14 protein-coding genes are annotated in these 14,447 nt (G+C 43.9%); 10 read left to right on the top strand and 4 right to left on the bottom strand.

What is annotated here, in order from left to right:
• The first annotated feature begins 154 nt into the window (after positions 1-154).
• A complete protein-coding gene (locus tag BIZ37_RS13385; RefSeq protein ID WP_187461927.1) occupies positions 155-1,303 on the top strand; it encodes a glycosyltransferase in 1,149 nt (382 codons plus the stop codon).
• 315 nt (positions 1,304-1,618) lie between these two features.
• Here BIZ37_RS13385 and BIZ37_RS13380 read toward each other — a convergent pair whose 3' ends face one another.
• Together BIZ37_RS13380 and BIZ37_RS13375 are read right to left on the bottom strand one after the other, a co-directional pair.
• Positions 1,619-2,716, bottom strand: coding sequence for a glycerophosphodiester phosphodiesterase family protein (locus tag BIZ37_RS13380; protein ID WP_187461926.1), 1,098 nt, complete (start codon positions 2,714-2,716; stop codon positions 1,619-1,621).
• Positions 2,717-2,780: 64 nt separating this feature from the next.
• The gene (locus tag BIZ37_RS13375) at positions 2,781-4,067 is read right to left on the bottom strand and encodes an extracellular solute-binding protein (RefSeq protein WP_187461925.1); all 1,287 of its coding nucleotides are present in this window, start codon (positions 4,065-4,067) and stop codon (positions 2,781-2,783) included.
• Positions 4,068-4,439: 372 nt separating this feature from the next.
• Here BIZ37_RS13375 and BIZ37_RS13370 point away from each other — a divergent pair, with 372 nt between their 5' ends.
• The 9 genes from BIZ37_RS13370 to BIZ37_RS13330 all read left to right on the top strand — a co-directional run bounded on the left by BIZ37_RS13370 (position 4,440) and on the right by BIZ37_RS13330 (position 13,519).
• Positions 4,440-5,321, top strand: coding sequence for a carbohydrate ABC transporter permease (locus tag BIZ37_RS13370; RefSeq protein WP_187461924.1), 882 nt, complete (start codon positions 4,440-4,442; stop codon positions 5,319-5,321).
• 2 nt (positions 5,322-5,323) lie between these two features.
• Positions 5,324-6,241 (top strand): carbohydrate ABC transporter permease, encoded by a 918-nt coding sequence (locus BIZ37_RS13365; RefSeq protein WP_187461923.1) that lies wholly within the window; start codon positions 5,324-5,326, stop codon positions 6,239-6,241.
• A 1-nt stretch (position 6,242) separates the two neighbouring features.
• Complete coding sequence (locus BIZ37_RS13360) at positions 6,243-7,319, top strand: ABC transporter ATP-binding protein (protein WP_187461922.1); 1,077 nt, start codon at positions 6,243-6,245, stop codon at positions 7,317-7,319.
• Positions 7,320-7,369: 50 nt separating this feature from the next.
• Positions 7,370-8,227: an inositol monophosphatase gene (locus tag BIZ37_RS13355; protein WP_187461921.1), complete on the top strand. Its 858-nt coding sequence runs from the start codon at positions 7,370-7,372 to the stop codon at positions 8,225-8,227.
• Positions 8,220-9,350 carry an ROK family protein gene (locus BIZ37_RS13350; RefSeq protein WP_187461920.1) on the top strand — a complete coding sequence of 377 codons (1,131 nt, stop codon included), beginning with the start codon at positions 8,220-8,222 and terminating at the stop codon, positions 9,348-9,350. Before BIZ37_RS13355 ends, BIZ37_RS13350 begins: the two co-directional genes overlap by 8 nt.
• 214 nt (positions 9,351-9,564) lie before the next feature.
• Positions 9,565-10,404: a LysR family transcriptional regulator gene (locus tag BIZ37_RS13345; RefSeq protein ID WP_187461919.1), complete on the top strand. Its 840-nt coding sequence runs from the start codon at positions 9,565-9,567 to the stop codon at positions 10,402-10,404.
• 144 nt (positions 10,405-10,548) lie between these two features.
• Positions 10,549-12,303 (top strand): alkyl sulfatase dimerization domain-containing protein, encoded by a 1,755-nt coding sequence (locus BIZ37_RS13340; RefSeq protein WP_187461918.1) that lies wholly within the window; start codon positions 10,549-10,551, stop codon positions 12,301-12,303.
• A gap of 116 nt (positions 12,304-12,419) precedes the next feature.
• Complete coding sequence (locus BIZ37_RS13335; protein ID WP_187461917.1) at positions 12,420-12,974, top strand: hypothetical protein; 555 nt, start codon at positions 12,420-12,422, stop codon at positions 12,972-12,974.
• A 32-nt stretch (positions 12,975-13,006) separates the two neighbouring features.
• On the top strand, positions 13,007-13,519 hold the full coding sequence (locus tag BIZ37_RS13330; RefSeq protein ID WP_187461916.1) for a hypothetical protein: 513 nt from the start codon (positions 13,007-13,009) through the stop codon (positions 13,517-13,519).
• 206 nt (positions 13,520-13,725) lie between these two features.
• Here the strand turns inward: BIZ37_RS13330 and BIZ37_RS13325 are convergent, their stop codons facing one another.
• Entirely contained in the window at positions 13,726-14,004 is a 279-nt protein-coding gene (locus BIZ37_RS13325) for a type II toxin-antitoxin system RelE/ParE family toxin (RefSeq protein WP_187461915.1), read from the bottom strand.
• A complete protein-coding gene (locus BIZ37_RS13320; protein WP_005398409.1) occupies positions 14,001-14,285 on the bottom strand; it encodes a type II toxin-antitoxin system RelB/DinJ family antitoxin in 285 nt (94 codons plus the stop codon). Before BIZ37_RS13320 ends, BIZ37_RS13325 begins: the two co-directional genes overlap by 4 nt.
• Between the last annotated feature and the right edge of the window lie 162 nt (positions 14,286-14,447).

The raw sequence follows: 14,447 nt of genomic DNA, 5'->3' as shown, positions 1-14,447 counted from the left end.
ACCTTAAGTCCTTTTTTATGATGTAGTATTAATTTATGCTTCACACCATAAATAGTTAAAGTCTATAAATAATGTTTTTGCAAATTATTCACCTCAGTTCTAAAGTTACTGTGTCGTTATATTGTGTTATAACAGGGAATGGCTAGAAAGATTGATGATGAAGGATGACAATAGAGTACATGTTTGCCATGTAGTATATAGTTTTGGTATTGGTGGACTAGAACGGGTTATTGCAAACTGTATCCTCTCTTTAGACAGTAAAAAATATCGTCACAGTATTATTGCCTTAACATCAGTGGGCGATTCAACGTATGATATTGATGATTCAGTAAAAATATATTCTCTTTTTAAACGCGAAGGACATGATACAACTATTCATTTTAAATTTTTCAAGCTGTTAAGAAAGCTAAAACCCAAAGTTCTTCATACTTATAATCTTGCAACGATAGAGTACCAATGGGCAGGTGCCCTCGCGAATATCCCTCTACGCGTTCACGCTGAGCACGGAAGGGATACATATGATGTCGATGGCAGCATCAGTAAATATAAGTTGTTGAGAAAACTATCAAGCCTTGTTGTTCATCGATTCATTGCAGTTTCACAAGATTTATTCGATTGGCTAAAACACGAAGTGAAAATACCTGAATCAAAGTTATCTTTGGTTGTTAATGGTATAGATACACAACATTATCAACCAGACCATTCACTCGAAGAAGAAATTGACTTTAGTTCAGGAAAATTCGTTTTTGGTCACATTTCAAGATTGCATAGCATTAAGAATCAGCAAATGATCTTGCAGTCTTTTGATGACTCATGCTCCATTTCACAGTCATTCAATGACAACTGTATTTTGGTTTTTGTTGGTGATGGGCCAGATAGGTCTGCCCTTGAAAACTACGTGCGTGAAAAAAAAGAGCTAAAAGATAAAGTGTTTTTTGTGGGCTCAAAAAATAATGTGAAGGATTACTATAAGATCTTTGATGTCTTTGTGATGTCTTCGCTAGCTGAGGGGATCCCAATGACATTGCTTGAGTCTATGTCTATGGCAGTACCACATTTGGTTACTTCTGTAGGAGGAATCAACGAAGTCATTTTAAATGGGAGAACAGGATTAGCTGTTGAATCGAAAGATATTAATGCTTTCACTAAAAAAATGTTAGAAATGCACAAAGAAAGAAAAAATTTAAGTATCATGTCTGAAAATTCAAGAGCAAGAATAGTTGATAAATTTAGTCAGGAAGTAATGATTAAAGCTTATGATAATATATATCAAAATTGTACTTTTCGTAATTTAGCAAGTTAACTATGAAAAGATCGTATTTAGTTCAATTGTTTTTATGCATCTTTTTTAAGCAGCAAAAATTAGTACATCAATAATCAAATTGAAACAAAGCAAATGAACTATGTGCCAAAAGTATCAAAATTCTCCCGCGAAAGGACGGTTTGATAGCTCCGTCACGTCACTTCAACTACCGGTAATGCCGTTTATCCTTTAAAGGAGACTTTTTAGTTATAAATCAATAGCTTGGTTTTCATTATCAGCAAGGGAGGCTGACGAATCAGCCTCCCTTTGAAGTGACAAATTGAATGACCAAACTAGTTTAATACTAAGGTGGCGTTACTCACCAATAAATGGCTGGCGGTAACCTTTCTCTTCCAAGAACTCCGTTGCCATAACGGGCTCGTCGGTCTGGAACATGGTTGCGCCGGTACGGTGCCACCAACCCCATACTTCATCTGGTAATCCGTCATAGAAGGCCATTTCATCACCGCGACCACCAGAGCGTAGGCCCGGAGGATGATTGTCGTACAACGTATTTATCCAATAATGGGTGTTGTATTTGTCGCGAAGTGCCAATGATTCTTCGGTAAAGAAGAACCCGCCATCTTCAGTGATCGGCTGGTTGCTGTTCGTGTAGGCATTTCGAACCTGAACCAATACTGGATTGACGCGCTCGAGAATTTCTTCGAGATAGGTGTAGTTAGTGTCGTCGCTGTAATCGGCATCCGAATCATAGATGTTTGGCATAAACTTGATGTTTGAATCTCGCCACTCATCAATCAGTGCATAACCAGACTGGCGACCAGCCTCGTTAGCCATACGCACTGAAGCAAGGATCTGATGGTCAACCCCATATTCAATCGCCATATTGAACATATCTGGATAGCGGGCGTTGCCAACTTTGTTGTCTAAGTTGATCAGGATTTTATCTTTGGTGAGTGCGTATACCTGCTCTAAGGTAGGGATCTTTTCGTCGGTCACTTCGACATTACCACCACCGACAGGAATGGTTAGTCGGCAATCTTTTACCTCATCCCAGGTTTTCTGGCTGATACTCCCTTCACAAGTGGTGGTACGGTTGAGCGAACCGTCATGCAAGATGACGTACTGATCATCTGCTGTGACTCGAATATCGAGTTCGACCGCATCAATACCCATATCAATGGCATATTGGATGGATTCTAGTGACTGCTCTGGGAAAAGCCTTTCACCTTGGTTAGTCCATAGCGCACGGTGGCCAACAACGAAAACATGGTCACGGTTTTGATTGGCATTTTCCAAGCGGTGAAGCATTTGCTCCACGCGATTTGGGTTTGGAGATGGCCTTGGAGGTGTCTGATCTTTACCGTCGGTATCATTTCCCGAACTGCCTGAACTGTTACACCCTGAGAGTGCAGCCACTGCGATAGTGAGTGCTATTAGCTTCTTATTCATTTTTCAACCTAGTGATAGTTTGTGTTTAATGTACTAGCCAACTGAGATTTCGTTTGTGGTTTTATTAGCTGATATTTTTGTAAGTGCGTTCGAAGCGGCGAAGTAATTGGTCACCACGACGTTTGGCGTTATCCAGTGCCTGCTCCATGGTGATGCTACCGGCAAAAGCTTTTTGGGTTTCTTCCTGGAAGATGCTGCGGAACTGGGTATAGAAACCTAGGCGGATCCCGCGAGAGGCACTATTGCTTGGTTGGTTCAGAGAGGCGTAACCAGCATGTACAGATGCAAAGGTTGCATCATCAGCATCTGTGGTTTCTAGGATATGCTGGTAAGCTTCCTGGGTAACGGGTAGGTAACCTGTCATTGCGGTTAATGACTTCTGTACCTCTGGTAGGCGCAAGTAATCTAGAAATTCTTTTGCTACTTCTTCTTCTTTCGCAGTATGACCATCTAACATCCACAAAGAGCCGCCGCCAACAAAAGTGTTTAGACGGTCGATATCTTGATAGACAGGCGCCATTGAAATTTCCAGCGATTCACCAAGTGCTGTAGCAGATGCATTGTAGGCTGACAGTGATGCTTCCATCATTGCGCACTCGCCAGCGGCAAACGCACTGGTGTACCGGCCTGCTCGGGTTTGAGGGTCAAGCTTGACCAGCCCCTGCTTATTCCAATTCAACAGGTTGTTCATGTGATCGACAATCAAACCTTCATTGACTTTGTATTCTGCGTCTAGGCCATCAAACCCGTTGTTGTTAGAGGCTATCTCAACGCCATGACGGGCTGCAACCTGTTCCATGACCCGCCATGGGTGGCCGTCTGTCGTGTAAGGGCACTGGTGTCCGCTTTCCTGTAAGGCTTTCATTGCAGCCAGCAACTCTTCATACGTTGCTGGTGCTTTTTCTATACCGGCTTTCGACAATGCTTCTTGGTTGGTGTAAAGCACGATAGTAGATGAGTTCCAAGGCTGTGACATGAGTTGGTTGTCAGCACTTTGGTAGTATCCCTTGGCTCCGGAAATATAGCTATTCCAGTCAACATCGCTATAGCTAGCCTCCAGCGGCTTAAAGATATTCGACATCATGATGTCCATGGTACCGACTTCATAAAATTGCATCAGCGCAGGGTGGTTTTTCGAGCGTACAGAAGCGACTGCTTTTTGCATCGCGACTTCGTAATCCCCCTGGAAAATACACTCCACTTTATTATTGGATTGTGCGTTGAAGTCGGCACAGACCTTATCTACGACATCCCCACCTATGGAGTGCCAAAATTCAATTGAGGTATCAGCTTGCGCTGCTGATGCCGAGGCAACCAATGTCAGTGCCGTTGCGATTGCAGAAAGTTTCATTGTCATCCCTTAATATGACTCTTAATGTGTGTTAATAGTCTAGCACCACTAATATGACGGCAAGATGTCATTAAGATTTCTGTTTTTATTTCTTTTATTTAGTCTCTGCAGAGTAATAGCAGTAAAAGCCATGGCCTTTATCCTCAGTATTATTATAAGGTGCTGATAAATAATGCTTGTGCTGCTAGGAGGCTAAACACTTACATGGTCAGTTTTGGCCATAATGAAATGGATTTCAGTTGCGAAATTGATTTTTATAACACATTAGGTGTAATAATGGTGTCATTTTTGTTCCGTAGAGTGGGCAGCATCGAAATATGCCCTGATGAATGTTTTCCAAAGGGCTGCACCATTTTACCGTTAAGGATGTCTATGCAGGCGGTGTATAAAAAGCGGTGGCTGACGCTTTGGTTGGCGGGTCCGCAGTTATTGTTACTGTTCTTATTTTTCTATTTACCGATCTTCAAATCAATTGAATGGTCATTTACGTTACAAGCCCCTTTTGGTGGGCAGAGTGTCTTTGTTGGATTAGATAATTATCGTGAGGTGTTTTCAGATCCAGAGTTCTATCGTAGCTTTTGGCTGACCATTAAATTTATGGTTATCGGCTCAAGCCTGTCAGTATTAGTCCCTCTTGTCCTTGCCATTGCTGTTGATCGTAAAATAAAGCTCTCCCGTCCAGCCAGGAATTTTCTGGTATGGCCAAAGGCGGTTGCCGGTGCTTCTATAGGTGTTGCTTTTGCTTTTATCTTCAACCCATTTGTAGGGGTATTGTCATTTCTCAATGATATACACCCAGATCTTTGGCAACCGGGTATGAACGGTAATCATGCCTTTACCATGTTGATAATTGCCCATGTTTGGGGGGGGATCCCTTTTAATTTCATCATTTTCCTTGGTGGCTTACAGGCGATTCCGCAGTCATTGACGCATTCTGCTGCGATGGACGGGGCAGGGCCTTGGCGGCGTATCATCGATATATACCTTCCACTTCTGACGCCACAGCTATTCCTTAGCTTGGTGCTTGAAGTCACAGATTCAGTAGTGTCGGCATTTGCGCTTATCGCCAGTATGACTCAGGGCGGCCCAGGTGGTTCGACTAAATTACTGGTGTACAAAATCTATGAAGATGGTTTTCGCGGGCTGGATTTATCAGGTGCATCAACACAAACCGTCATTCTGACTGCCTTGGTACTGAGCCTTGCTTTGGTCCAGTTCCTGTTTCTTGAGAAGAAAGTGAAGTACGAGCGCTAACCATGATAGAGAACTCAAAAAGTATCGATAGGGTGGCTAGCATCATCCTGTTTCTGGGGATGGCGTTTGTTCTATTGCCAATCTATTTGGTGATTACGACCGCTACCCACTCCTATGAGACCTTCCTGCGAGAGGGTTTGCAGTACCTGCCAGGACCTGAGTTGTTAAACAACCTTCGGGCGGTAATGGAAAATACCAATTTGGTGCCTCAAATTGGCAACAGTTTGATTATTGCTTTGATGTCGGCAACAGGAAAAACCGCTTTCTCATTTCTTGCTGCTTTCGGCATCGTTTATTTCAGGGTTCGTTACGGGACGGTGATTTTCTTTCTGATTTTGATGTCGACCATGGTGCCTCTCGACCTGAGGATTGTTGCAAGCTATGAAGTTGCTTCGAATATTCTGGCACCGCTCAATACCCTGTTCAATGTATTAGGAGTGAATGCGCTGATCAGTATGGTTCGTGGTACGCCGGTATTTTTAGAGTTAAGCCTTATTGATACCTACTTCGGTATGGCTGCACCTATTCTGGCGTCGGGGACTGGCACTTTCTTGTTCCGTCAATCGTTTAAAACGATTCCCCCGTCTTTGATTAATGCCGCCACAATGGATGGCGCTGGACCGATCCGCTTTATGATTGACATTTTGTTGCCGATTTCGAAAACCAGCATTATTTCATTGTTTGTATTGATGTTTATGGGAGGCTGGAACCAATACATGTGGCCATTGGTTGTTGCTTCCAAACCAGAAATGGAGACAGCCCTCATTGGTCTGGTCAAGTTGAGCACTGTCGTTGATGGAGCGACTCCTGATTATCCCATGGTGATGGCCGGTGCCATCCTGGTCAACATTATTCCTGTTTTGATGATTGCCGTAATGCAGAAGTACATCGTCAAAGGCTTAACGCTCTCGGAGAAGTAACATGAGCAAATTACTAGATAATATTCGTGATCACGCCCAAGGTATTGAACTGAAGGGGATCAAAAAGTCTTACGGCAGCAATGTTGTTATTCCTGAGTTGGATGTGGCGATTGAAGCCGGTGAGTTTGTAGTGATACTCGGCCCTTCTGGTTGCGGTAAATCAACCACAATGAATATGATTGCGGGATTGGAAGAGGTGGATCGAGGCTCAATCTGTATCGGACAGCGCGAAGTGCAAGATCTCGAACCCAAGGAACGTGGATGTGCCATGGTGTTCCAGAATTACGCCCTATATCCACATATGACGGTAGCGGACAATATCGGCTATTCACTTAAAATCCGCGGTATGAACAAAACGGAGAGGATGGCAAAGGTTGCAGAGGTCGCCAAAGTAGTCTCGCTGCAAGATTACCTTGAGCGCTTACCCAGTGAGCTTTCTGGGGGGCAGCGTCAAAGGGTAGCGATAGGTCGGGCAATTGTTCGCGAACCAAGTGTTTTATTGTTTGATGAGCCACTTTCCAACCTAGATGCCAAACTTCGCCATGAAATGCGTATAGAGTTATCACAGCTGCACGAGCGTATTGGGGCGACATCTGTGTTTGTTACCCATGATCAGGTAGAGGCAATGACGCTGGCTGATCGCATCATGATATTGAATAAAGGGCATCTGGAACAATTTGATACGCCGAAGAATGTATACGATAAGCCGGCCACCGTTTTTGTCGCTAACTTTATTGGCTCGCCTGCTATGAACCTGATTAATAACATAGAGCGCGATACACCGCTTTGGCAGCACTGTCATTTGGGGTTGTTGGATAGTGCTTCGGGTAATGAGATTATCGCGGGAATCCGCCCTGAACATATAGAAATTGTCACTGAAGGAGGGATGTCGGTAGCAGTGAAGTACATTGAAGATTTGGGAGCTTACAAGGTGATTACCGCTGTTCTCGATTGTGGTCAAGAACTGATGGTGTCGACACCTCTGGGCCTGGATGAAGCACATCCAGAAACGCTCCGTATTGCCTTCCCGGCCGAAAAGTTACATTACTTTGATCGCCAGTCAGGTTTGCGCCTTTGACTTCCTTATAGGGAATGAAAACGAGTAAAGGCGAAACAGATATAAGGTAAATGATGGAAATAACACTGCAATTAAAAGATCGGGTAGTGGAGGTCATACGCCTCGCTGCCAAAGAACTCATCCAGTCTCGCTTCCGCTTGCTTGATGAGAGTGAGATTGCGACAAAAACGTCGGCAACTGATTTGGTGACTGAGTGTGATACTCAAATCGAACAGGCACTAGAACTTGGGTTGCAAGCACTGTTTCCCGGTTTCACTGTTATTGGTGAGGAAATGGCCTCTCAGCAAGGTCTAGATTCAATGGCGATCAATAGCCTGAATAAATCTGTGATTATCGACCCGATTGATGGGACCTATAATTTTGCCCATGGTATTTCGCAATGCGGGGTAATGGTTGCTGTTAGGGAGGATGGCAGAACTCAGCTTGCTGTTTTATATGATCCTCTGCTGGATGATTGGGTTTGGGCTATTCGCGGGCAGGGGTGTTATTGGCAAAACAACAATGGCTTCGTCAAGCGACTGCAGGTCCCCTCGCGCGAAGCCAACCTTGGGCAGATATCGCCTTTTTTATTCGATGAACAACAACGGGTTTTGGTGCTTGGCCTTATGGCAAACTACGACCGGGTGATTTCTGTGGGTTGTTCATGTCATGAATATCGTAATTTGCTATTTGGTGGCGCAACATTTTATCTCACCCAGCGGGCGATTAAGCCTTGGGACCACTATGCGGGGTTGTTGGCCGTTGCAGAAGCAGGTGGTTTTGCTGCTTATCTTGATGGTAATTCCGCAGATAATGTCACTGCTGGATGTAACCTATTGGTGGCAAACAGTAAGCAAAAGTGGCAAGATTTGGCCGTGAAAATGAAAAAAGTCTTGCTCAAAGAGCAGGAAAATCAAGGTTATGCATAAAGTGAAACTGGATACGCTACAACTGTCCGACAATGAAAAACGTATTATTGATATTGTTTGGCCTGCAGATGTGATTACACGGAGTGAGGTGACTTCGAGTGTACCTTTCACCCAACAATCGACCCACCGCATTGTTGAGTCTCTTTTAGAGAAGGAAGTGCTGTGCCTTGGCGAAACACTGGCGCGAGGTAGGGGGAAGCCAAGCCCCGTCATCGCACTTAATTCAGCGCGATTTTATACCCTAGGCTTAAGTTTTAAGGACAGCGGCATTTATATGCGATTGGCCAATATCCGTGGTGAGTCGATGTTTGATGGTGTGCTTGATGTTGAAAACCAATTTAACGGTGAGGCTTTTGGGCAAATAGCTGACAAAGTAAATGAACAACTAGCGACGCTTGAGATAGCAAGTGCTCAACTGTTAGGGGTTGGTGTATCTATTCCAAGCTATAGAGTTAGCTTTCAAGGTGAATCCGAGGTATTCCAGGGCTTTGGTCAATGGCCGCAGTTGGATTATGCCGCTGAGTTAGAGCGGGTCTTCGGGTTGCCGGTATGGGTTGAAAACAACGCTAACTGTGCTGCAATCGCAGAGCTTATGCTGGGAAAAGGCAGTCAGTATCCTAGTTTTCTTTATCTCTCGTTTGGCCATGGTTATGGCAGTGGCCTTGTTTGGAAGAAAGAGTTGATGTCTGGCGGTTTTCGCAATGCTGGGCAGATCGGTCGTACTTTTACTCAGCAGGAACGCAAATACCGCCCGGCAATGGCTAACTTACGAGGTTATTTTAACGAGCAGGGTGTCGATTTTTCTGCAGGGATAGACATTGCTGTTGCGCAGAATATGCCGCTAGTTCTCAATTGGTACCAAGAGGTTGAGCCGGTGTTGATCCGTTCGCTGAGGTCATTTATCGGGGTGTTTGACCCTAGTGCTATCGCCATTGGTGGGAGTGCCCCTAAAGCAGTTAAGCAGCTGTTCGAAGTGACGATAAACAAAGTACTTGGCGAGCAGCTCCTTATTGGTTATACCCCACCAACAATTTACTACAGTGAGATTGCTGAGTGGGCAGAAGTGAAGGGAGCTTCATTGCTACCGGTGAAAAAAAGGCTAATGAGCGCATTTGTGCTATAGCCCCTTCTCATGCAAAAGGCACCTGAATAAGTTTCAAGTGCCTTTAGCTATAAACGAATAAGCTTCACAGCTCTTGCATCAACTGGATGTGAACTATCCATTGCTAATGAATTTTTGACGCACAATTGTTGGTGTCGATAGGAAATCATTCGATACATAATCGGTTATTGCAATTGTGTTCATGGTAAAACTGGAGATTCGAACAGGTTTCTTAATGGATTTAAATCTAGCCAAAATTTTTGTCGCTGTTTACCGAAATGGTTCCTACACACAAGCAGCTGAAGAACTCAACATAACTCAACCCGGAGTAAGCTTGGCCATTAAGCGGTTTGAAAAAGAGCTTGGTGTCCAACTGTTTGTCCGAGATGGTCGCTCTATAGCGCCAACTGCCAGAGCAAACCAAATTATAGAATCACTTGAATCTGCTTTAAATCTGTTTAATGGTGTGTTTGCAACTGAAAGACAGGTACAAGTTTATGCTGTTGAGGCTATTTTACACCTACTCGGTAAAGTAGAAGGTGTGAAATTTACTATTCCCCCAACGAACCAACAGCTATCGTTGAGTGATCTAAGAAGTAATAAGGTTGAGATGCTTATCGATAATGTCCATACACAAGATCCTGCATTTCGTACAGAGCCTCTTCCAAAACAGAAAATTGTGGTTGCTTGTAGTAAAAATCACCCTCGCCTTACTGGTGAAACAATCACGAAAAAACAGTTTTATCAAGAAGATCATGTTGTTCTAAAAACCCGTCGAGATGGAAGCCAGCTTATCGACATTCTTACGCCAGACGATTTGCAACCACGCTCTGAAGTTATGGAAGCAGCCTCTCTTTCTGGTGTTGCATTACTGGCGTCGAGTACAGATTGCATCTGTTGCTTGTCCCAACCTTTCGCTCAGATGTGGGCAGATAAGCTCAGTTTGAAAATTTTAGAGCTCCCTTTTGAATCTACCCTTATTCCGTTCCACCTTGTTTATCACCGTCGTTTTATCGACGATCCACACCATAAAAAAGTCAGAGAAAAGATCAAGAATATGTTGAATTACACATAACTGCGAGTTATGTGTTTCATTTTTACTATCGTCTAATTCTTCTCGCTTCGATTGCATAGAATGCTCATCACTGCCTGTGGTGTAGCAACACTCTTGCTATGGCTGCCATCTAAACCAATTTAGATAATGTGAAAGAATAAGACTATGAAAAAAACATTAAAGTTCTGCCTTGCCTCGTGTATTTCTCTAGCATTAACTGTCCCTGCAGTTCAAGCTGTTCCGTGGACTCACTACGATCAAAACCCAGAACACACACCTGTGACCTTGCCAAATGGCGCAGTTGCTGACCTTGGTGGTTTAGCTAAATTAGCACAAGTTACTCGTACTCAAGGGGAAGTACGTGCAGAACAAATTGCTGAAAACGTTCACATGATCTATGGCGTATTTTACGGACCAGCAATCATTGAACGCCCAAATGGCTTGATCGTCTTCAACACTGGTGAACACGTTGAAGACGGTGAATTGTTCCGCAAAATTATTCGTGAGCAAATAAGCGAGAAACCTATTCTCGCGGTGTTTTACGACCACTCTCACTATGCGAAGGGTACAACTACCTTGCTAGATGGTGATGACGCAATTGTGGGCGGCCATCCTGATACTAATGCGATTATGGCTGCCGCAGAAGGCTTGGCTAACCCGAATATTGCTGAAATGGGCGTAGTACTTAATGCTCGTAGTGATATTCACTTTAGTGCTTATGTACCAAAAGAAGGTGCAGACGCACCAGCTGCTGGTGCGGACTTAGACTTCAGTAAGCCAAGCGGTTTCATGCCGGTTGACACACCACTTGCTCACGGTGAAGAGATCGTTATCGACGGCCTTAAAATTCAAGCTCTCCACGAAGTTACCGATGCTCAAGACACAATCACTTACTGGATCCCAGAGCTGGAAGTAGTCGTTGATAACGCTATGTGGCCTGTATACAACATGTATACACTTCGTGGTGACCGCTACCGTTCACCGAAAGAGTGGATGGCATCTATCCGTACTATTCGTGACTTGGAGCCTGAAATCGTTCTCAACACTGGTGGTGGTGCAACTGCTTACGTAGGTAAGCAAAACGTTATCGACTCAGCTAACGCACTTCACGATGGTATGGCGTTCATCTATGACCAATCTATTCGCTTGACCAATAAAGGGATTAAACCAGAAGAGTTGCGTCACCACATTGAGATGCCTGAGAGCCTCGTTGCATTTGATGTAGTAAATGAAGGTTACGGTCAATGGGATTCTTTCCCTCAAGCATTCCCACTAGAAAACCAAGGTTGGTTCTCTGGTTATGCTGAAGACATGCATAGCCTACCAGCTAAAGAGAAAGCAAAACGCACCGTTGAGTTCATGGGTGGCGAAGAGCGTGTATTCAAAGAGTTCAAACGTGCATTTGAAGCAACAGAACTACTTTGGGCTAAAGATCTAATGGTTGACCTATACTACATCGACCCAGCTAACGAAACATACCGTCAATCATTGGCCGATACGTTCCGTGCGCTCGGTCAACGTTCACCAGGTTCAATCGTACGTAACTTCTACCTAAGTGGTGCTCGCTCTCTTGAAGGTGACGAAAGCGTAACCATTACTGGTGTTGAGTCTGCAAAGTGGATTTCTGCAGATGTTTCACGTGCTGTAAACCACCTACGTGTTCGCATTCTACCTGAAGCCGCAGCAGGGTTGGATCATGTTATTGCTTTCAACATTGATGGCGAAAGTGCTGGCCTGCATGTGCGTAACTCAATTGCCGAGTTTGTCGCAAACCCAGCAGAGCACTATAAAAAACCTGACGTAACAATCAAGCTGACAACTGAAGAGTTCATTGACTACTTCCAAGGCCGTAAGACAGTTAAAGGCTTAGAGATGTTTGATACATACCAGCACGTTCCAATGTACCCAACTTCACGCTAGTTAGTTGACAAGTAGATAGTAAAAGTAAAGGGGACAAACATCCCCTTTTTAATTAGTTATAAGGGCTGAGGTTGGGAAAAATACAACCCTCACCTTATCAAATGAAGAGAAGATCAATGAAAACAGTATTTGCATATATCATGCATTGGTCTGTGATTGCGGCAGGTCATTTTAAATTTTTACGCCCAGTGATTCGCAAGGGAAACGATATTATCGCTTCGTTGGCTTACAAGACATATCTTAAACATGGTGAAGCCGGTTGGGACAAATTTTGGATCCCAGCGATGACTAAATTTGGTGAAATTCGCGCACCTTACATTAAAAAAGTGATGAATATTGATGTTAATGATCCTGCTCAAATTGGTCGTTTCCACGATTTTGAAGATCCAATATTTGGAGTAACTGGCCATTGGGAAATGACGGAAGATGGTCACCCTCTACGTGTTGAAACAGGGTGTGAGTTATGTGACCACATCATGAAAATCACGAATGGAAAAGGTTGTCCCGCGTTTTGTGAAAAAGTGGTTTACGCGCTTGAAATGGGCACGGGTACTGCGATGAATGACACCTATTACGTTGAAATTGATGGTCTTCTAGCCGGGGGCGATGACTCTTGTCGTTTTATTCACAAACTTAAAACCACAAACACGTCCTCGTCATCAGAAGCATAATCCCGTTACTTAATGGTTAGGAGGCAGTAGTAATGTCATTTATCAAGAATTATCTAGTGAGCATGTTACTCTGCTTTCCTTTATCTGTTTTTGCTTGCGCTTACCATATTGGTGGCGAATCGGAAGATGGACCAATCTTGCCTGGCAGTACAGACTTGGTATTCAATACCTTCTATGCACAACAAAAAGGCAGCATTGATACTTTAGAGCCGTTAGAGGGTATGCAGGGATATTTCAGGGTTTCTTGGTGGTTAAATTTACTCTTTCAGCAACTAGAAAATGCTGGGATACATAATGCCTATGTCGTGATTGCAGATGTTCAACTGTGGTCAAAAATGGGGGAAAAAACGCAATTTAATCGCGGTATTGATATAGAGGCTCCGGAAGATCGCTCAAACACCATTATGCTATCGGAAGCGGCATTAAGCGCATTGGTCACTGAAACCATTGATATTCCGCAGGCAATCAATCTCGGTTTACTTCGGGTTTATCAGGATAACTTAGGTTTTACAGGTAAGCTTCTTCAATCTCGTCATCATTCTTAAAACAGCTTTGCCCCTCTACAAAACCTTGGCTTGAATCAACATCTTATTAGCAAAATCACTGACTCAGAAATGTGCCAGAGCCGATCACGGCAAACAAGTTTTGCCCCAAACCATCTCAGCCCCAACGAAATGTCGAACCAACCACCACAATGGGAGGCCAAATTAATCTAATCCGCACAAGAAGCCTTAGCTCGCTGAGGGCGTAATCAATCCGTAGGGAATTTTTGTTTCTGGTGGAGAACACGCATAATTCTGATAATGTCACCTTCTATCCAATAGGAGACGATCATCGAAATCTCAGGAATTATAAGTAGTCGCCCGCGAATGCCGTCTCGTTGTACTCCCATTAGAGGTTGCTCGAGCAAGTTTTCTACTCTTGTCTCAATGAGGCTGTCAGTTTTCTCTGCCGCATCAGGGTTGAAGTCATAGAGAAACTCAAAGATCTGTTCACGATCATCAAGTGACTCTTCTTCCCATAAAATCATTGCTTTCCTCGATTTCGGATTCTGGCTTTGCGCTCTTCCATTCGAGATTTAGCAGTTTGGTGCTCAACAAAAACGGATTTTCCTGAGTCAAATTTCTCAAATGCTAGGTTTACTTGTTCAGTTAGCCATGCATCGTGAGATAGTGTTTTTCTTTGTTGTTCAGCGAGTTGCTCTGTAAGTTCACGGCAAGCATCACTCAGCGTGCGACCTTGGCTCTCAGCCATTTGTTGAGCTAGACGTTTTGTTTCCTCATCAACACGGAATTGAATTCTTGTATCCATATCATGATATGTCTCTTTATTGATGTGTGTACAAATGTTAGCACTGGCTTTTTCGGAGAGCAACTAACAAATAAGGATACGTGTCGCGCAGCCGACACTTCTATCCGGTTGTTGGACAAGCCCGTGTAGCCTTATTAAGTAAATTGCTTGGTTGGAACTTGA

The organism is Photobacterium sp. BZF1 (genome assembly GCF_014349205.1).
Lineage (GTDB): Bacteria > Pseudomonadota > Gammaproteobacteria > Enterobacterales > Vibrionaceae > Photobacterium.
The sequence above is the reverse complement of the archived record's forward strand: the minus strand, read 5'-3'. Positions and strand labels throughout refer to the sequence as shown.